The sequence below is a fragment of the Enterobacter sp. JUb54 genome (genome assembly GCF_014298075.1).
In the GTDB taxonomy this organism is placed as follows: Bacteria; Pseudomonadota; Gammaproteobacteria; order Enterobacterales; family Enterobacteriaceae; genus Klebsiella; species Klebsiella lignicola.
Window position 1 is genome coordinate 3,062,869 of record NZ_CP060418.1, and the last position, 19,572, is coordinate 3,082,440.

Genomic DNA, 19,572 nt, shown 5'->3' on the forward strand with positions numbered 1-19,572 from the left:
TAATAACCAGGCAGTTATTGTGGGGTTAAGTGACTGTTAACTAATGTGCGGAAATAAAAAAACCCTCTGATACTTTCGCATCAGAGGGCCTGGTCAGGCGGACAATCAGTTGCTGCCGAACATGTCCTTAATCCAGCCCGCTACACCATCGCTCTTTTCCTGCTTCGGCGGCTGTTGCTGCTGCTGTGTTGCCGGCTGCTGCTGTTGCTGCTGTCCGGACTGATTAAACGGATTGTTCTGCTGCTGTTGCTCCAGCTGCTGCTGTTGCATCTGCTCGCCCTGGCGGCACAACGCATCCGGCGTAGTGGTCCAGACCGGAAGCGAACGGACCCCACCGCTGCACAGGAAGTTACCGCTGCTGTCGACACCCATATCAACCACATCTTCCGGCGCCGTCAGCGTCAACGGCGTCGGCGTCTGATTGGCCAGATAGCGCTGGTAAATCGACATTGCGCCGCTGGCGCCGTACAGCTTGGTCGGCTGGTTGTTATCGCGTCCCACCCAGGTAATCGTCACCTGACTTCCGTCGATGCCGGCAAACCAGGTATCGACGTTATTGTTGGTGGTCCCGGTTTTCCCTGCCAGGTGCAGGCCAGGATACTTCGCGCCAAGTTGACGACCGGTCCCGCGCTGGACAACCTGCTGCATGGTCCACAGCGTCATGTACGCCGCCTGAGCCGGTACCGCGCGTTCTGCCTGCGGATAGCTCTGGTACAGTACGGTGCCGTCTTCCGCGATGACCGAACGCAGCGCTGAAAGCGTCGCGCGGTTACCGCCGCTGGCGATCGTCTGGAACGCCTGGGCGACTTCGATTGGCGTCAGGTTCAGCGCCCCCAGAATCATCGCCGGTACCGGGTTAAGCTGCTCTTTCGGTACCCCCAGTTTGACCCAGGTATCGGTGATCGCCGGTAAGCCCAGCGCCATCCCCAGATTCACGGTCGGGACGTTCATCGAGCGCGTCAGCGCGTCCACCAGCATGACCTGGCCGCTGAAACGACGATCGTCGTTCTGCGGAGACCAGGTCTGGCCGTTTGGCAGACGAATGGTAATCGGCGCATCAGCAATCGAGGTGTTCAGACGATACTGATTCGGCTGGCTTAATGCCGTCAGATAGGTCGCCGGCTTCGCCAGAGAACCGATCGAACGACGCGCCTGCATCGCACGGTTATAGCCGGCAAACTGCGGCTCCGCACCGCCGACCATCGCCCGGACTTCACCGGTAAAGCGGTCAACCACCACCATCGCGGTTTCCAGATCCGGCAGCTTACGCTGCTTTTTCAATGCCGGAATACCGTCGATCGCCGCTTTTTCTGCCGCATCCTGCGCCACCGAGTCAAAGGTGGTAAAGATCTTCACGCCGGAGAGATCTTTCACCTTATCGCCCAGCTTCGCCTGCAGCTCCTGACGCACCATCTGCATAAAGGCCGGCTGCGGAGAGATCACCCCGCCACGCGGCTGCACGCCCAACGGACGCGCGCTCAGCATGTCATACAGTTCCTGGTCGATAACATTCTGCTGCTGCAGTAAACGCAGGACCAGATTGCGTCGTTCCAGCGCCAGCTTTGGATTACGCCATGGGTTGTAAATCGACGCCCCTTTCACCATCCCTACCAGCAGCGCCTGCTGATCGAGGCTCAGCTCTTCGACCGGACGGCCAAAGTAGTAGAGGCTCGCCAGCGGGAAACCACGGATTTCGTTGTCGCCGCTCTGACCGAGGTAGACCTCGTTCATATACAGTTCAAGGATGCGGTCCTTGCTGTAACGGGCATCGACGATCAGCGCCATGTAGGCTTCGTTGGCCTTACGCCAGTACGAACGTTCGCTGGAGAGGAACAGGTTTTTCACCAGCTGCTGGGTCAGGGTACTTGCCCCCTGCACCGTCCGTCCTGCGGTCAGGTTCGCCAGCACTGCACGACCGATCGAGTACAGGCTAATCCCGTCATGCTCATAGAAATGACGATCTTCGGTCGCCAGCAGCGTATCCACCAGCAGGTCCGGGAAGCCGCTGCGCTTCACGAACAGGCGCTGTTCGCCATTGGCCGACTGCAGCATGGTGATCAGACGCGGATCGAGACGGAAGAAACCGAACTGGCGGTTGTTCTCCATATTCTCGATTTTTTCCAGGCGATCGCCGTCAAAGGTCAGACGCGCGCGCACCTGCCCTTCTTTACTGTCAGGGAAATCAAACGGACGGCGGATCATCTCAATGCTGTTGGCCTGCACGGTATATTCACCCGGGCGGGTCATGGCACTGACCTGACGATACTGCGTTGCATTCAGCAGACGCACCATCTCGTTTTTGCTGACCTGCATATCCGGTTCGAGGTTAACCATCCGGCCATACACTGCTGCCGGAAGCTCCCAGACTTTACCGTCGATGCGGCTACGGATTTTCTGATCGAGATAGACGCCATAAGCCGCAACCAGTACCGCCACGACGATACCCAGCTTGAACAACAGCCACAGCCAGGTATGTTTACGGCGAGGCTTGTTACCTTTGCCTTTTGCTTTCTTTGGCATTGGCTCTTCGTCCTCATAATCATCATCGTAATCGTCGTCATAGTCCTCATCCCGAACCCGACGACGAGTCACTTTTTGTTTTGCCGGACGCGGGGCTTTTCCCTTACGTCCGATAGGCTCGCGGTCATCTCCCGCCATGCTTTTTCTCCGCAACTTTCAGGCGTAAAAGCCTGATTCTCAATGCTTCCTCTTGAGAGAGGAAGAAGATATCTCTCAAATTCACGCCCGGGGGTGCTTACACCTGCAGGCGACCAGCTCAGTATTTCGGCGTGGTCATGATGTAAGCTTAAGCCTTAATTTCATTATTCATAAAATAAATCATCATGTTACGCACAACGCCTGACAAAAATTTAGGGCCATAGCACGAATAGTCCAGGCCACACAGGATAGCACTAAACCGGAGCTGGCTTAACCAGCATTTTACGCCCTCATAGCGTGACAAAATCGAAAATATTATGTTTTTTAATAACATAAAAATATTACAGGCAGTACATCATCGCGGCATACCACCCGGACGCTGCCGGTCGCTAAAAACGGCGCCGCCGTTAAATATTATATTCAGATAGTCGCCGGTAATATTCGGCCAGAAGTAAAGCGAAACTTTAAGCCATTCAGGGATAAAAATGAGAGCGCCTTAACAAATATATATAATAATATTTCCTGATGACAGCCTGGAAATATTTGTTAAACTGTCAGCCAGTTAACCTGACCTGTTTAATATATTATGCGAACTTCCATTATATTTCCGCTTCTGATGATTAGCGCGCTGGCAGGTTGCCAGCAGAACCGTTCGTCTACGCTCAGTCCCACCGTCAGCAATGAAGCCCAGCTGGAGCAGCTCTCCTCGGTGGCGGCCGGTGCGCGCTATCTGAAAAACAAATGCAGCCGAAGCGATCTCCCGGCGGATGAAACTATCGATCGCGCCGCGTGGAATGTCGGTAAAAAAAGGGGATGGGATAATATTGATTACGCCACGCTTAGCCAGCGCAGCACGCAAATGTACCAACAACTCCAGCAGGACAGTACGCCGGAAACCACTAAGTGCAACCAATTTAATCGTCAGCTCGCACCGTTTATTGCCAGCCTACGTCAGCAATAAAATGCCGATATAAGTAAATTGTTTTTTATTTCGCGCCGATTTATTCCCCTTGCGGACTCTCTTCAATAATGCCTCCTGGCCAGTCGTCCAACGCCGCCAGGGTGAACGTTTTGCCGTTAAAGCTGAACAGCGTGACATCTTGCTGAATCTGCTCGATCACCAGGTTTGGCAGCGGCGACTCCCCCTCTTTCCAGGATTGACCATTTAACACGATACTGCGCTTATCCGCTGATGAGGCGTAGACATGTGCGCTGTAGCGTAGCGCCGGCAGATTATCATCCTCAACAATGCGCTCCGTCTGCGGTTGTGGTGGCGTTTTCTCAGGTGACGGAGCCGGCTGCGGCTGACGCGTTTTCGGCGCTGGATGTGTCATCGGAACCAGCGCCGCATGCGCCACCGGCACCATCAACGCTGGCGCCACAGCGGTATTGCGCCACTGCTCGCCCGCAAACCAGCCGAGGGCAATCAGCAGCACCGCATAGACCGGCACGGTCAGGTACGGCACCTGCACCATACGCCCGACCACCAGCGGCGGTTCCTCCGCCTCAGGCGCCAGTAACGCAGGCACACGACAGGTTTTCTCATCAGGCACGACCACAGGCTCTCCTTAATCGCTAAAACGATAGCCCGGCAACGATCGCCGGGCTATCTGGCGCAGTTTGCAACACGTTGCAAGCTGCCCCCAGGTTACTGCATTACTTACTGCTCACCGGCAGGCCAGTTCCCTGGGCATCGCCCTGCGGTTTTTCCAGAACCACCACGGACCAGGCTGGCAGCGTAATCGCGCCATTGGCGGCAATCTCCACGCCGCTCGCCAGCGAAGCGTCACCAGCCGCCTGTTGAATGGCGCTCAGTTGCAGATTCTCACCGGCAAAGTCATCGAGAGTCCGGCTTTCAGGTGCGGCGTTAATCGCCACCACCAGGCCATCCACCCGACTATCAAGGCTCGTCCCCGCCTGCACGCCATCGTCGATTGTCATGATCAGCAGACCAGCCAGCTGTTCAGGTCCGGTGTTGCGGAAATCAACGCGCTTCATGACCGCGCTTCCGTCACCTAAAGTAAACAGCGGGGAGGATTTACGCAGCTGAGTCAGCTCCTGATAGAAAGCGGTCATCTGCTGCAGTTCCGCCTCGCCCGGCGTGGCGACCATCTCTTTCACGCGGGAAATCAGGTCGTAGTTATCACCATCGTCGCTGCTGCGCGGCATCCCGACGTTAAAGTTATTATCCTGCATCGCGTAATCCACGCGGTTAAACCAATCGCCGGAGTCATAGGAATCGCGGGTGAAGGATTTCGAGCGCAGCAGTTCCGAACCTTGCTGATCGAAAGCAATCCCCTGACCCAGCATCACCGTCGCCAGCGATACCGCCTGCATCCGCACCCGGGTATTCAGATCGGCCTGCTGCGCGGCTTTGTAGGTGATCATATCCCACAGGGTTTGGTTATCATGCTTGGAGACATAGTTAACCACTTCCGTCGGGTCAGCCGCATAGCCGCCAGGCGCGCCGTTGTAGTCAATCTCGCTGCCTTTTTTCACCGCACCGTCTTTATCAATCAGGATAAAGTCGGCGAGGTTGCCGGCCATGCCGAGGCGGGTCAGATCCGCCAGGTGGCGCGCATCGTCTTCACTCTGCTGGGTCAGCTCGTTAGGCAGGATCCCGGCACCGCTGCCGATACCCTGGTTCTGACGCAGCGCATCGCCGGAGTCAAATGGACCACCGCCACGCACCGCGTCACGCAGGCGATCGGAGAAGGTCCCGATGCCGGTTCCTTTCAGGTTGATTTGCGACGCGATATCAAAGCGGTCGCCCTGGCTTGAATCCCAGCCTTCACCGAAGAAGTAGATATCCGGATTTAACGCTTTCACGCGATCCCACGCCGACAGAATCTGCGCTTTCGGGTGGTAGCCCATTAAGTCGAAACGGAAGGCGTCGATCTTATAGTCGGTGGTCCATACCGCCAGAGAATCGGCGATCAGCTTGGCAAACATGCGGTGCTCCGGCGCAGAATCCGAGCAGCAGGTCGCCGACTCAACGCTACCGGTGGTTTCGTTGAGACGCTGATAGTACCAGGGGACAATTTTATCCAGCACCGATGTGCGGTCAGTTGGCCCCGCAGCATTGGTATGGTTATACACGACGTCCATAATGACGTTCATCCCCAGATCCTGCTTGATCGCCTGAATCATGGTGCGGAACTCTTTAATACGCGTGGTTCCTTCCGGGTTGGTCGCATACGATCCTTCCGGCACCGTATAGTGGAACGGATCGTAACCCCAGTTATAGGAGTCCGTCTGCGCCACCAGCGTATTCAAAGCCTGCACCTGCGGATTGTCCTGACTGTCGTTCTGCTTCAGCTGGTTGAGCACCTCTTCAACGGTGGAACCGCTTGCGCAATAGCCGGCAAATTCGCTGCTCTTCACCGCGCTGTTCACCTCGCACAGATGGCTGAACGGTTGCTGAATATCGGCGACTTTATCGCTGAACTCATTAACCGTCGCCAGATCGAAGACCGGCAGCAGCTCAACGTGGGTCACCCCTGCGCTGGAGAGCTTTTTCAGATGCTGCACCATATTGCTGTCCTGCGCGGTGAGCGCGAGATATTTACCGCGCAGCTCGGCCGGCACGGTCTGATCCCAGGCAGACAGATCGCGAATATGCGATTCATGGATCGTCATTTTGGCGAGGTCGGCCTTGGTTTTCTGGGCATGAGGCATCGCCAGGCTATCCCAGCCTTCCGGCTTGAGATCGCTGTCGTTAAGGTCAACGACCTGACTGTATTCCGAGTTCGTCGACAGGCTATGGGAGTACGGGTCGGTGACTTCGTACTGCTCAACCTGCCGCGACTGCGGATGGTAGACCGTCAGCGCATAGCGGTAGAACGCCCCTTTCAGGTCGCTGCCGCCCTGCCACGCCCAGGAGCCGGAGGCGCTGTCGCGGGTCATCGGATGGCTGGCCAGCACTTTTTTGTCGGCACTGTAGATAACCAGATCGACCTGCTGCGCGGTCGGCGCCCACAGGCGGAAATTGACCCCGCCGCTCTCAATCTGCGCGCCGTAGCTCAGCGCTTCGGCTGCCGACGCATAGGTATCATCCAGCACGCCTGCCGTTTGAACCTGGGTGGCAGAGATCAGCACCCCATCTTCCTCCGCGGCAATCGCCACGGTTTCGCCTTGCAGCAGCTCATCGGTTTTGGCGTCATCCGGCAACTTAAACGCCGCATAGCCGGAAAGCTGCGGGAAGCGCATGCTGACCTGCTGGCTGATGGTGGTTGGCGTCAGCTTCAGGTAGCTGTCGGTAAATTTCCCTTCGCTATCCGCCGCCACTTTGCTGCTGTGGCTGTAGTACAACCGCACGATGGGTTTATCTTCACCCGCCGGCCACAGCAGCGTCGTTTTATCGACCCAGTGGGCTTCGGCAAGCGCCACGCCGAAGGCTGCGCGAAACGCCTCGGCGCGGGAGTCGTAGAGCGTGCCGCTGCCGGCAATGACCGAGACCGTACGATCGGTAAAGTCACCAAACGAGACCTGCAGATCGCTGTCGATCAGTTTGTTGGTGCCATCCCGGACGATGACGTTGATACAACCGCTCTCTTTATTCAGCGGAATAACCCAGTACGGGCCGTATTTATCGCTACCGGCCGGGGTGGTGCTGACGTCATTCCAGTCGGCAACTGGCGAGCTTAACGCGTCGCAGGTTTCATTATTCCAGAGATAGAGGTTCTTACTGCTGTAATCCACCGTGCCCGTTCCGGTGATACCCGCGATATCGACCAGGTGGATGACCGCCTGGTTCGCCGTCGCCGTGGCGGCTTCGCCAGGCACCGCCACATCGGGTAAACGGACAACGACATCCTGATTATCAGGATTGCCAGGGTTATCAGGTGAGCCAGAGGAAGAAGATGAAGAACTATTATCGCAGCCGCTAAGTAAAATCAACGAGCCAAGGAATAGGGCATTACAGGTATATCTGAGCATTCGATAGTCCCTAATATGCTTAATAATTTATGGAGGGTAAGAAAGATGTTTATCTGTGAAGCGTCGCAATTAGATATTTTTGTTTTCTCCGGTTCAATCATCCATTAACAATTAATGGGGGGGCGTAGGCGGCCGGGGGAGTAAAAATAAAAAGGGAATGACGACCCCGATCGCGAAACTCATTATGATTCGCGACGACCCGTTCGGTTTCTCGAAATACCAGCTCGCAATATAAAAAAATCACCCACCAATACAGGTAGGGAGACCGTACTGCCTCGAGGGAAATTAAATGAGCGACAAAATAAAAAGATATATTTCTGTGATGCGGTTAACAAAAATAAATAAAAAAAATATTCCTCACGCCTCATCAATCGTCATGCTCATCATTTTATTACTGACCGCCCAACAGCTGGCTAAATTAAGCTGGCGGGCGATCGTCCCGGCCACCGTTCCCGATATTGAGATTAACGACACCGCCGAACCTACGACCATTCTCCCGGCAGCCAAAACGGAATTACCGCGCTTCACGCTGTTTGGCCGCGCGGAGCAAACATCGCCGTCCTCTTCCGCTGGCGGCAGCCTCGAACAGGCCCCGCTCTCCGCGCTTAAGCTGCGGATCACCGGCCTGCTCACCAGCAGCGATGCGTCGCGCTCGATCGCGATCATGGCTAAAGGGAATCAACAGGTTAGCCTGATGACTGGCGACAGTACGCCGGGCAATGAAGCCCGGATTATCGCGATTCTGGCCGACCGCATTATCGTGAATTACCGTGGGCGGAATGAAGCGATTTTATTGAATGACGACGCCACGGAAAAAGCGGCGACACCCTCCGCTACTCCGCAGACATCACGTCTCAGCCAGATTCGCCAGCAGCCGCAGAGTATTCTTAATTACCTTAATATTTCTGCGGTCATGGTCAATGAACAACTCAGCGGATATCGGCTCAACCCGGGTAAAGACCCCACGCTTTTCCGTGAATCAGGTTTACATGAAAACGATCTGGCGGTGGCTTTAAACGGTCTTGATCTCCGCGACAAACAACAGGCTCAGCAGGCATTAAAACAGCTTCCGGAGCTCAACGAATTAACACTTACCGTCGAACGTGAAGGCCAGCGACACGATATCTATTTAGCTTTGAGGGATGAATAATTGGCAAACGCAACGATTTTCCGCCTGATGTTCATCACCCTGATGATATTCAGCTCGCTGTTATTCAGACCGGCCGGCGCTGAAGAATTTTCCGCCAGTTTTAAAGGAACGGATATTCAGGAATTTATTAATACGGTGAGCAAAAACATGAATAAAACGGTGATCATTGACCCCAACGTACGCGGGACAATTACCGTCCGCAGCTACGATATGCTCAATGAAGAACAATATTATCAGTTTTTCCTTAGCGTACTGGATGTCTATGGTTTCGCCGTTATCAATATGAATAACGGCGTGCTGAAAGTGGTCCGCTCAAAAGATGCCAAAACCGCAGCAGTACCGGTAGCCAGCGATGCCGCCCCGGGTGAAGGGGATGAAGTCGTGACCCGGGTTGTGCCGTTGACCAACGTCGCCGCCCGCGATCTGGCGCCGCTGCTGCGCCAGCTCAACGATAACGCCGGTGCCGGTAGCGTGGTCCACTACGAACCGTCTAACGTCCTGCTGATGACCGGACGGGCCGCGGTGATCAAGCGCCTGTTAACCATCGTAGAGCGCGTTGATAATGCCGGCGATCGCAGCGTGGTGACGGTCCCGCTGTCGTGGGCCTCGGCGGCCGACGTCGTCAAACTGGTCAACGAGCTGAACAAAGACACCAGCAAATCCGCCCTTCCCGGCTCGATGGTGGCAAACGTGGTCGCCGACGAACGCACCAACGCCGTGCTGGTCAGCGGCGAGCCGAACTCCCGTCAACGCATCATCGCCATGATTAAGCAACTCGACCGCCAGCAGGCGGTGCAGGGAAATACCAAAGTTATCTATCTGAAGTACGCCAAAGCAGCCGATCTGGTGGAGGTATTAACCGGGATCAGCAGCACGATACAAAGCGAAAAGCAGAGTGCCAAACCAGTGGCCGCGCTCGATAAAAATATCATTATCAAAGCCCACAGCCAGACCAACGCCCTGATTGTCACCGCCGCACCGGACGTCATGAACGACCTTGAGCGGGTTATCACCCAGCTGGATATTCGCCGCCCGCAGGTGCTGGTTGAGGCGATCATTGCCGAAGTTCAGGACGCCGACGGCCTCAATCTGGGAGTCCAGTGGGGCAACAAAAATGCCGGCATGACCCAGTTCACCAACAGCGGTCTGCCCATTTCGACGGTGGTCGCCGGGGCCAATCAATACAACCAGGACGGCACTCTCACCAGTTCGCTGTCCAGCGCCTTAAGCTCGTTTAACGGCATCGCCGCCGGGTTCTATCAGGGGAACTGGGCCATGCTGCTGACCGCACTCTCCAGCAGCACCAAAAACGATATTCTCGCCACCCCCAGCATCGTCACCCTCGACAACATGGAAGCAACCTTTAACGTCGGCCAGGAAGTGCCGGTGCTCAGTGGTTCGCAAACCACCTCCGGGGATAACATCTTCAACACCGTGGAACGTAAAACCGTCGGCATCAAGCTGAAGGTCAAACCGCAGATCAACGAAGGCGACTCGGTGCTGCTGGAGATCGAACAAGAAGTGTCCAGCGTCGCCGACTCCGCCTCCAGCACCAGCTCGGATTTGGGCGCCACCTTCAACACCCGTACGGTTAACAATGCGGTGCTGGTGGGCAGCGGCGAAACCGTGGTCGTCGGTGGGCTGCTGGATAAAAGCGTCACCGACACCGCCGATAAGGTGCCTCTGCTCGGCGATATTCCGGTCATTGGCGCCCTGTTCCGCTCCAGCAACAAGAAAGTCTCCAAGCGTAACCTGATGCTGTTTATCCGCCCGACGATCATTCGCGATCGGGATAGCTACCGTCGGGCCTCGTCCGGCCAGTACGAGGCCTTTAACGAAGCCCAGACCAAACAACGCGGCAAAGAGAACAACGAGGCCCTGCTGAACGAAGAGCGACTGCAGATTTACCCCCGCCAGGATACCGTGGTGTTCCGCCAGATCAGCGCCGCCATCGATGCCTTCAACCTTGGAGGCACCCCATGATGCCGGTAACCGAACCTCGTCCGCTGCTGCCATTCGCCTATGCCCGCACCCACAATATCGTGCTGCTAAACGATGGCGTCTCGTGCCTGGCCCGCTGTCTGAGCGGCACCTCCGCGCAGGCATTGCTGGAGGCCCGGCGGGTGGCCGACGGCCCGATTACCGTCGAGCGCCTCACCAGCGAAGCGTTTGAAAAGCTGCTGGTGCTCAGCTACCAGCGTGACTCAGCGGAAGCCCGGCGCATGATGGCCGACATCGGCAATGAGCTGGATCTCTACACCCTGGCAGAAGAGCTGCCGGATACCGATGACCTGCTGGACAGCGACGACGACGCGCCAATCATCCGCCTGATTAACGCCATGCTGACCGAGGCCATCAAAGAGAAAGCCTCAGATATTCATATCGAAACCTACGAACGCCACCTGCAAATTCGCTTTCGCGTGGATGGCGTGCTGCGTGAGATCCTGCGCCCGCAGCGGCGCCTCGCCGCGCTGCTGATCTCACGCATAAAAGTCATGGCCAGCCTCGATATCGCGGAAAAACGCATTCCTCAGGATGGACGAATGGCGCTACGCATCGGCGGGCGGGCGATCGATGTTCGCGTCTCAACGCTGCCCTCCAGCTATGGCGAACGCGTGGTATTGCGTCTGCTGGATAAAAACAGCGTCAACCTCGACCTGCTCACCCTCGGGATGCCGCCGGCGCTGCTACAGCAGGTCGACGATCTGATGGCCCGTCCGCACGGCATCATTCTGGTCACCGGCCCGACCGGCTCAGGCAAGAGCACCACTCTGTACGCTGCCCTCAGCCGGCTTGACGCCCGCGAGCGCAATATCATGACCATTGAAGACCCGGTCGAATATGAACTGGAAGGCATTGGCCAGACTCAGGTGAATGCCAAAGTGGAGATGACCTTTGCCCGCGGCCTGCGGGCGATCTTACGTCAGGACCCAGACGTAGTGCTGGTCGGTGAAATCCGCGATGGCGAGACGGCACAAATTGCCGTCCAGGCCTCGCTGACCGGGCACCTGGTGCTTTCCACCCTCCATACCAACAGCGCGCTGGGGGCCATTTCGCGCCTGCAGGATATGGGGGTGGAGCCGTTTTTACTCTCGACCTCGCTGCTGGCGGTAATGTCGCAACGGCTGGTGCGCCAGCTCTGCCCGCACTGCCGCCAGCCGCAACCGGCCGATACTCAGACCGCCGGCCAGATGGCGATCCCTCCGGGAACCCCGCTGTGGCGGGCGGTGGGCTGCGCGGAATGCAGTTTCACCGGCTATCGCGGCCGTACAGGGATCCACGAACTGCTGCGGGTTGACGACCGCGTACGCAGGGCGATCCACCGGGGAGAAAACGAAGTCACGCTGATCCAGCAGCTGGGCGAAGACTACACCACGCTGCGGGATGCCGGGCGCGCGAAGGCGCTGGCCGGTATCACCAGTTGGGAAGAGGTGCTCAGGGTGACCGAACAGCGAACAACGGAAGCAGACTAAGATGGCTATTTTCCGCTATCAGGCCCTCGATGCGCGTGGCAAAACCCAGCGCGGGGTACAGCAGGCCGATTCCGCCCGTCATGCGCGTCAGTTGCTGCGCGATAAAGGCTGGTTGCCTCTGGAGATCGACGCCGTTGAACGCGCCTCGCCAGGCGCTGCCCGCTCGCTGTTAACCAGGCGCACCAGCGCCAGCGATCTGGCTTTGCTGACCCGTCAACTGGCCACCCTGGTGGCGGCGGCCATTCCGTTAGAGAAAGCGCTGGATGCCGTGGCCCAGCAGTGTGAAAAAGCGCACCTCAAAACCCTGATGGCAGGCGTACGCAGCAAGGTCCTGGAAGGCCATTCGCTGGCCGAAGCCATGCGCGACTATCCGGGGTGTTTTGATCGGCTGTACTGCGCCATGGTGGCCGCAGGCGAAACCTCCGGCCACCTCGACGGCGTCCTCAACCGTCTGGCGGACTATACCGAACAGCGCCAGCAGCTGCGCGCCCGCCTGCTGCAGGCGATGATCTACCCCATCGTCCTGACGCTGGTCGCCGTCAGCGTCATCGCTATTTTACTCTCCACGGTGGTGCCCAAAGTCGTCGACCAGTTCATCCATCTGAAGCAGGCGCTGCCGTTCTCCACCCGATTGCTCATGGCGCTCAGCGATATCGTCCGTACCGCCGGCCCTTGGCTGCTGCTGGCCCTGCTCGCCGGCGGCCTGCTGTTGCACTACCTCCTACGCCAGCCCGCGCGTCGCCTGCTGTGGCACAAACAGTTGCTGCGCCTGCCGCTGATTGGCCGGGTGGCACGCAGCATCAACAGCGCCCGCTACGCCCGAACCTTAAGCATTCTGAATGCCAGCGCCGTTCCGCTGCTGCTGGCAATGCGCATCAGCGCGGAAGTGCTGAACAACGCCTGGGCGCGCCGCCAGCTGGAGGCGGCTACCGAAGCGGTCCGCGAAGGTATCAGCCTGCATCGCGCCCTCGAAATGACCGCCCTCTTCCCGCCCATGATGCGGTACATGGTCGCCAGCGGCGAGCAGAGCGGAGAACTCGACGGCATGCTGGCACGTGCCGCCGACAACCAGGACCGTGAGCTGAGCGCGCAGATACAGATGGCGCTCAGCCTGTTTGAACCTTTGCTGGTGGTGGTGATGGCCGGAATGGTGTTGTTCATCGTTCTGGCGATCCTGCAACCGATCCTGCAGCTCAACACCCTTATGAGTATGTAATTGTCTTAATGGAGAAAAATATGCAACGGCAGCGCGGCTTCACGTTACTCGAAATTATGGTGGTGATTGTCATCCTCGGCATTCTTGCCAGCCTGGTGGTGCCCAACTTAATGGGCAACAAAGAAAAAGCGGACCGCCAGAAGGTGGTCAGCGACCTGGTGGCGCTGGAGGGGGCGCTGGATATGTACAAGCTGGATAACAGCCGCTACCCCAACAGCGAACAGGGGCTGCAGGCGCTGGTCAGCCGCCCCACCGCCGAGCCGCAGGCGCGCAACTATCCGGAAGGGGGATACATCCGCCGTCTGCCTCAGGATCCATGGGGCAACGACTATCAGTTGCTCAGCCCGGGCCAGCACGGTCAGCTCGATGTCTTTAGCGTCGGCCCTGACGGCGTGCCGGATACCAATGACGATATCGGCAACTGGACTATCGGGAAAAAATAGTGCGACAGCGCGGCTTCACGTTACTGGAAATGATGCTCATTTTGCTATTGATGGGCGTCAGCGCAAGCATAGTGCTGCTGGCCTTTCCGACGGCGCGCGACGATGACGCGACGCAGACCCTTGAGCGCTTTCAGACTCAGTTGCGCGTTATCCGCGAGCGCGGGCTGCAGACCGGGCAGTTCTTTGGCATCTCGGTTCACCCTGACCGCTGGCAGTTTATGCTGCTGCAACCGCAGGATGAACGTGAGCCGGAGAACACCTCGGACAACCGCTGGTCCGGTTATCACTGGCAGCCGCTGCCAGCCGACCGCGTCGCGACCGCCGGTCAGGTCGCTGCGGGGAAACTCACCCTGGTCTTCCCACATGATGCCCAATGGACCCCGGGGGAGCAGCCCGATGTGCTGCTGTTTCCCGGCGGCGAAGTGACGCCGTTCCAGCTCCTGCTCGACGGCACGGCGGGAATTGCCGTCGATGCCCGCGGCGCCGTCCAACCGGCACAACAGGACGACACCCCATGAAATCACAAACCGGGATGACGCTCCTCGAAGTTATGGTGGCGCTGGTGGTCTTCGCCCTCGCCGGACTGTCCGTGATGCAGGCCACGCTCCAGCAGACCCGCCACCTGGGACGAATGGAAGAGAAAACCCTCGCCAGCTGGCTTGCGGATAACCAGCTGGTACAGCTGAAACTGGAAAACCACTGGCCGGCGCTGCGTGACGCAGAAACCACGGTACAGGCGGCGGGCAGCAACTGGCATATCCGCTGGAAAGGGGTGGAAACGGAGCTTCCGCAGCTGCGGGCGCTGGAGGTGGAAGTCCGTCACGATAAGCGTGATAAAACGCCGATCGCCTCCCTGCGCACCTACGTGACTCAGCCATGATCGAACGCAAGATGCACGGCTTCACCCTCGTGGAAATGCTGCTGGCGCTGGCGATACTGGCAGCCCTGAGCGTGGCGGCAATGGCGGTGCTGCAAAACGTTATCCGCGCGGATACCCTGACTCGCGACAAGACACAGCAGATGCAGGCGCTGCAGCACACCTTCGGCCAGATGTCCTCCGACATCAACCAAATCATTGCGCGTCGAAGCCGCGAGAGCAGCAGCCTCTTTTTTGCCGGACGTTACCAGCTCAGCAGTGATGACTGGGCGATAAGCTTCAGCCGCAACGGCTGGCCGAACCCGCTGGGAATGCTGGCGCGCTCAGAGATCCAGAACGTCAGCTATCGTCTGCGTCAGCAGCGCCTTGAGCGTCTGAGCTATGACCAGCAGGATCCGCTGACCGGCGCGCAACCGACGGTGGAGGTTGTGCAGGAGGGCGTCCGGGCATTCCGCCTGCGCTTTTACGCCAGCGGCCGCTGGCAAGAACGCTGGGACAACACCCAAAGCCTGCCCCAGGGGCTCGAAGTGACCCTGACGCTGGACGGCTATGGCGACATCACCCGTCTGTTCCTGATAACCCAGGGTTCCAGCCAATGAATCACCGTCAGCGCGGGGTCGCACTTCTGATGGTACTGCTGATTCTGGCCCTGATGATGGTGCTGGCGAGCGCCATCACCGAGCGAACGGCGCAACTCTATCAGCAGACCGCCACCACCCTCGATAACCTGCAGGCGAAATGGTACGCGCTTGGCGCTGAAACCATGGCGGCCGCCCTGCTACAACGTGACGCGCTGGACTCTCCCAATCAAACGAACCTCGGGCAAAACTGGGCCCAGGAAGGGCGGCGTTTCACGGTCGATGGCGGCGAGATCGGCGCCACGATCCGCGACGGTCAGGCCTGCTTCAACCTGAACGCGATCAACCAGCACAACGCTGAGGAGAGCGAAGAGACGCCCTGGCCGGCAGCGACCTTTATCCGCCTGCTGGAGAATCTCGGCGAAGAGCCGCTGCGCGCACGCCAGCTCACCGCCGCGCTTGGTGACTGGGTCGACAGCGATCGCGAACCACGGCTTAACGGCGGCGAAGACGAGGTGTATATGGCGGGGACACCGGGATACCTTGCCGCTAACCAGAAGATGCAGGACGTCAGCGAACTGCGCCTGCTTAACGGGATGGACGCCGCGCTATATCAACGCCTGCTTCCCTACGTGTGCGCCCTGCCGGACGACGCGCTGCAGATCAACATCAATACCCTCAGGCCCGGTCAGGCGCGGCTGCTGATGGCGCTGTTTCCCAGCGGCGTGAATCTTCAGCAGGCGCAGCAGCTGTTGCAGGATCGTCCGCAGAGCGGCTGGAACAGCGTCGCGGCCTTCCTGGCTCTGCCAGCCTTACAGCAGAGCGATACCGCCGCCGCCCGCCCCTGGCTGGCGGTTCGCAGCGAGCGCTTTGTCGCCGCCTTTACCGTGGCGATGGGCAGCACCCAGTATCAACAACGTAGCGTCCTGCAAAAAGAAGGCCGCACGTTCCGCATTATCCAGCGGCAATATGGACGCTATAGGATGGCCGATGAATCACGATAAAACAGCGCACCGCGCGATGCTCATTGTACGTCTTGCCGCGCCCGACGCGCCCGTCGCCTGGCGGCTGGTCTGCCCGGACGACCCGCAGCAGGAGGCCGCTGGCGAATGGTCCGCCACCGGCGATGACGCCACGCTCCCCAGGCTTGCGGAACGCGTTCCCGCCTGGGTACTGATACCGGCCAGCGACTGCGCCTTTCATGACCTCACGCTTCCGCCGGGGCTGCGCAAACCACCGCTGCAGGTATTGCCGTTTTTGCTGGAAGAGCAGCTGGCCACCGACGTCGAAGAGACCCACTTCGCCCTGCTCCATCGCCAGCGCGAGCGCTGTTCGGTGGTGGCGATTGCGCGGCAGAAAATGGCTGACTGGCTGGCCCGCTGCGACAATCTGGGGTTGACGCTGCTGGCGCTGACGCCGGATGTATTGACCCTGCCTTACCACCCCGATCGCTGGAGCGCGGTCCGCAGCGATGGCCAATGGCTGATTCGCCAGGATGCCTGGTGCGCAATGGCAGCGGAAGATAGCTGGCTTGCGGAACTGCTTGCCTGCTGGGAAACCCTGCCGCCAATCGACTGCTACTCTCCGCCCCCCGCGGCCTGCGCCCCGTGGCACCCGCTCGCGCCGCAGGATCTACTCGCGCTGGCGGCGGCGAACCCGGCGGCCCGCAGCATCTGCCTGCGTCAGGGCCGTTTTGCCCCACAGCGTCGCTGGCAGCCTGCCGCTCAACGCTGGCGCCCGGCCCTGTTCGCCACCGTGGCGCTGGCGCTGCTGTGGAGCACCAACGCGGTGCTCGATCACCTGTCCCTTAGCCGCCAGGCGGATGCCGCCCGGGAGGCCAGCCTGGCGTTCTATCGCCACTGGTTCAGCCACGATAAAAACGTCATCAACCCACGGTTGCAGATGCAGCAGCATCTGCGCCAGCTGGAAACCACCACCACGGCATCCCCGCTGATTGACCATATCCGCACCCTGCAGAATGTTGTCTCTGACACCCCGGGGATCCAACTGCGGACGCTGAGCTGGGACGCCACCCGCAACATGCTACAGCTCGATGTTTCCGCCGTTTCTGCGCGGGCACTGGAGCAGTTCACCGCCCGCGCGCAGACGGGATTTCGCGTGCGCACGGGGGAGATGAAGCCCCGCCCCGATGGCATTGACGGGCGCCTGACGCTGGAGGGCCACGATGGCTGATGTTCGAGCATTATGGCAGCAACGTACCCGCCGGGAACAGGGGTTGTTGATCGGCATGGGGGTGCTGTTACTTGCGGGAACGATCTGGTCTGCTATCTGGCAGCCCTGGCTCAACCGGGAAGCGCAGTGGCAACAAACGCTCGCCAAAGAGCAGGCCAGCCTGCGCTGGATGCAGCAGCAAACACCGCGACTCCAGCAGCTCGCCCGCCAACAACCAGCTGCTCCGGCCACGGCGACCAGCGAAGAGCTATCTGCTGTCGTCATGCGGGAGGCCACCAGTCAGGCGCTGACGATCGTCCGGCTACAGCCGCAGGGCGCACGGGTCAACGTGACGCTCCAGCCCTGCACCTTTCAGGCGCTGATCGCCTGGCTGGATCTCCTCGCCCGCCAGGGGATCCTCGCCCCGACCCTGGCGGTCAGCGCCGATCCCGCCCGCCCCGGCAGGGTGACGGTCAATACCCTGATCCTGGAGCGTCAGCATGAGCAATAAAATCATGTTCGGCCTGCTGTTTTCGGCGCTCTATCTGGCGTGGATGCTGGTGAGCGCACCGGCCTGGCTTATGACCCTCGTACTACCAGAGGAGGTCAACAGCCGCGGGCTTTCCGGCACCTTGTGGCAAGGTGAAGCCCGGCAGTTGAGCTGGCGCGGCGTGCGCCTCAATCATCTCAGTTGGGCGCTGACCTTCTCTTCCGGCCTGCCGGGCTGGCGGGTCACCTTTCACGATCCCGATGGATTACGCGGCCAGGTCTCGCTGTCCCCTCTGTCGGCGCTGAGAGTGCAAAACGCGCATCTCACGATGCCGGCCAGCCTCGCCAGACGCTGGCTGACGCCGACGCTGCCGGTGGAGGCCAGCGGGCTGATTACCCTGCACCTGCCGGAAGGCCGCTTTAACCACACCGGCTGCCAGCAGGTCTTCGGAGGCCGCGCGCAGTGGCAGCAGGCGCAATTACGCTCCCCGGCGGGTTCACTGGAGCTGGTCAAGGTAAGCGGTACATTTCGCTGCACGCCCGCCGGCGCGCTGGCGCTGACCCTCAGCCAGGACTCGCATCAGCTCAGCCTCAGCGGGCAAGGCACCCTGAGTCCTGACGGACGCTACGCCTTTCACGGCCAGCTTCAGACACGCCAGTCAACCCCAGCACTGCTCGCCCTGCTGATGAGCCAAAATCAGCGCAAGGATGAGCAGGGACGCATTCCCTGGCAGCTGCAGGGAAAATGGTAACCCCCAGGAGACATCATGACGCTATTGAGTGCATTTTCGCTGCAGTTTCCCCTGGTATGGGGCGTATTTTTGTTTATTTTCGGCCTGACGTTTGGCAGCTTTTTTAACGTGGTGATTCACCGTTTACCGCTGATGATGCAGCAAGAAGACAACCCGCGATTCAACCTCTGCGTGCCCGCCTCGTTCTGCCCGCAGTGCCGGCGTCCCCTTCTCTGGCGGGATAACATTCCCCTGCTGAGCTATCTCTCGCTGAAGGGGCATTCGCGCTGCTGCCAGCAGCCGATTTCTCGCCGTTATCCGCTGACGGAGCTGGCCAGCGGGCTGATCTTTGTGCTGGCGGGCGGTCTGCTGACGCCGGGATTGCCGCTACTGGGGGGGCTGATCCTGCTCTCCACGTTGCTGGTGCTGGCGATTATTGACGGGAAGACGCAGCTTCTGCCGGATCGCCTGACGCTGCCGCTGCTGTGGGCCGGCCTGCTCTTCAATCTTCACGGGACTTTTGTTCCGCTTGCCGATGCGGTGATCGGCGCCATGGCGGGCTATTTATCGCTGTGGGCGGTGTACTGGCTGTTTCGCCTGCTGACCGGCAAGGAGGCGCTGGGGTACGGGGATTTTAAGCTGCTGGCCGCACTCGGCGCGTGGTCTGGCTGGGAGCTTCTGCCGCAGACGCTGCTGTGCGCATCAGCCAGCGGTCTGATCTGGACCTTACTGCAACGCCGAATCACGCTTCAGTCGCTGGATCAGCCGCTGGCCTTCGGCCCCTGGCTGGCGCTGGCCGGTAGCGGGTTGTTCCTGTGGAACCAGACGCTGTAACCGCTACGGCAAT

Annotated in this window: 17 protein-coding genes; 14 read left to right on the plus strand and 3 right to left on the minus strand. The window is 59.2% G+C overall.

The window, feature by feature from the left end:
- Nucleotides 1–105 precede the first annotated feature (105 nt).
- Nucleotides 106–2,658 (minus strand): bifunctional glycosyl transferase/transpeptidase, encoded by a 2,553-nt coding sequence (gene mrcB / locus HF679_RS14115; protein ID WP_123757427.1) that lies wholly within the window; start codon nt 2,656–2,658, stop codon nt 106–108.
- A gap of 586 nt (nt 2,659–3,244) precedes the next feature.
- On the opposite strand from mrcB, the gene gspS reads away from it, so the two are divergent.
- The gene (gene gspS / locus HF679_RS14120; protein ID WP_123757429.1) at nt 3,245–3,619 is read left to right on the plus strand and encodes a type II secretion system pilot lipoprotein GspS; all 375 of its coding nucleotides are present in this window, start codon (nt 3,245–3,247) and stop codon (nt 3,617–3,619) included.
- A gap of 40 nt (nt 3,620–3,659) precedes the next feature.
- On the opposite strand, the gene gspB is transcribed toward gspS, so the two are convergent.
- Nucleotides 3,660–4,217 carry a type II secretion system assembly factor GspB gene (gene gspB / locus HF679_RS14125; RefSeq protein WP_370453892.1) on the minus strand — a complete coding sequence of 186 codons (558 nt, stop codon included), beginning with the start codon at nt 4,215–4,217 and terminating at the stop codon, nt 3,660–3,662.
- Between the two features lie 97 nt (nt 4,218–4,314).
- Nucleotides 4,315–7,596: a pullulanase-type alpha-1,6-glucosidase gene (pulA, locus tag HF679_RS14130; protein WP_187042142.1), complete on the minus strand. Its 3,282-nt coding sequence runs from the start codon at nt 7,594–7,596 to the stop codon at nt 4,315–4,317.
- A gap of 289 nt (nt 7,597–7,885) precedes the next feature.
- Between pulA and gspC the strand changes: the two genes are divergently transcribed.
- The 13 genes from gspC to HF679_RS14195 are packed head-to-tail and all read left to right on the plus strand — an operon-like array spanning nt 7,886 to nt 19,559.
- The gene (gene gspC / locus HF679_RS14135) at nt 7,886–8,746 is read left to right on the plus strand and encodes a type II secretion system protein GspC (protein ID WP_187042143.1); all 861 of its coding nucleotides are present in this window, start codon (nt 7,886–7,888) and stop codon (nt 8,744–8,746) included.
- A 27-nt stretch (nt 8,747–8,773) separates the two neighbouring features.
- On the plus strand, nt 8,774–10,729 hold the full coding sequence (gene pulD, locus HF679_RS14140) for a GspD family T2SS secretin variant PulD (protein ID WP_187043058.1): 1,956 nt from the start codon (nt 8,774–8,776) through the stop codon (nt 10,727–10,729).
- On the plus strand, nt 10,726–12,219 hold the full coding sequence (gene gspE / locus HF679_RS14145; RefSeq protein WP_154145145.1) for a type II secretion system ATPase GspE: 1,494 nt from the start codon (nt 10,726–10,728) through the stop codon (nt 12,217–12,219). The genes pulD and gspE overlap by 4 nt, the downstream gene beginning before the upstream one ends.
- 1 nt (nt 12,220) lies before the next feature.
- Nucleotides 12,221–13,435, plus strand: a complete 1,215-nt coding sequence (gene gspF / locus HF679_RS14150) for a type II secretion system inner membrane protein GspF (protein ID WP_187042144.1) — start codon at nt 12,221–12,223, stop codon at nt 13,433–13,435.
- Between the two features lie 20 nt (nt 13,436–13,455).
- Nucleotides 13,456–13,878 (plus strand): type II secretion system major pseudopilin GspG, encoded by a 423-nt coding sequence (gene gspG, locus HF679_RS14155; RefSeq protein ID WP_154145143.1) that lies wholly within the window; start codon nt 13,456–13,458, stop codon nt 13,876–13,878.
- Nucleotides 13,878–14,396 carry a type II secretion system minor pseudopilin GspH gene (gene gspH / locus HF679_RS14160; RefSeq protein WP_187042145.1) on the plus strand — a complete coding sequence of 173 codons (519 nt, stop codon included), beginning with the start codon at nt 13,878–13,880 and terminating at the stop codon, nt 14,394–14,396. The genes gspG and gspH overlap by 1 nt, the downstream gene beginning before the upstream one ends.
- A complete protein-coding gene (gspI, locus tag HF679_RS14165) occupies nt 14,393–14,758 on the plus strand; it encodes a type II secretion system minor pseudopilin GspI (protein WP_187042146.1) in 366 nt (121 codons plus the stop codon). The genes gspH and gspI overlap by 4 nt, the downstream gene beginning before the upstream one ends.
- Nucleotides 14,755–15,354, plus strand: a complete 600-nt coding sequence (gene gspJ / locus HF679_RS14170; protein ID WP_123757437.1) for a type II secretion system minor pseudopilin GspJ — start codon at nt 14,755–14,757, stop codon at nt 15,352–15,354. Before gspI ends, gspJ begins: the two co-directional genes overlap by 4 nt.
- Nucleotides 15,351–16,337: a type II secretion system minor pseudopilin GspK gene (gspK, locus tag HF679_RS14175; RefSeq protein WP_187042147.1), complete on the plus strand. Its 987-nt coding sequence runs from the start codon at nt 15,351–15,353 to the stop codon at nt 16,335–16,337. Before gspJ ends, gspK begins: the two co-directional genes overlap by 4 nt.
- Nucleotides 16,324–17,526, plus strand: a complete 1,203-nt coding sequence (gene gspL / locus HF679_RS14180) for a type II secretion system protein GspL (protein WP_123757439.1) — start codon at nt 16,324–16,326, stop codon at nt 17,524–17,526. Before gspK ends, gspL begins: the two co-directional genes overlap by 14 nt.
- Nucleotides 17,519–18,016: a type II secretion system protein GspM gene (gspM, locus tag HF679_RS14185; protein WP_123757440.1), complete on the plus strand. Its 498-nt coding sequence runs from the start codon at nt 17,519–17,521 to the stop codon at nt 18,014–18,016. Before gspL ends, gspM begins: the two co-directional genes overlap by 8 nt.
- On the plus strand, nt 18,006–18,746 hold the full coding sequence (locus HF679_RS14190) for a type II secretion system protein N (protein ID WP_187042148.1): 741 nt from the start codon (nt 18,006–18,008) through the stop codon (nt 18,744–18,746). The genes gspM and HF679_RS14190 overlap by 11 nt, the downstream gene beginning before the upstream one ends.
- A gap of 15 nt (nt 18,747–18,761) precedes the next feature.
- Complete coding sequence (locus tag HF679_RS14195) at nt 18,762–19,559, plus strand: prepilin peptidase (protein WP_187042149.1); 798 nt, start codon at nt 18,762–18,764, stop codon at nt 19,557–19,559.
- Nucleotides 19,560–19,572: the final 13 nt, after the last annotated feature.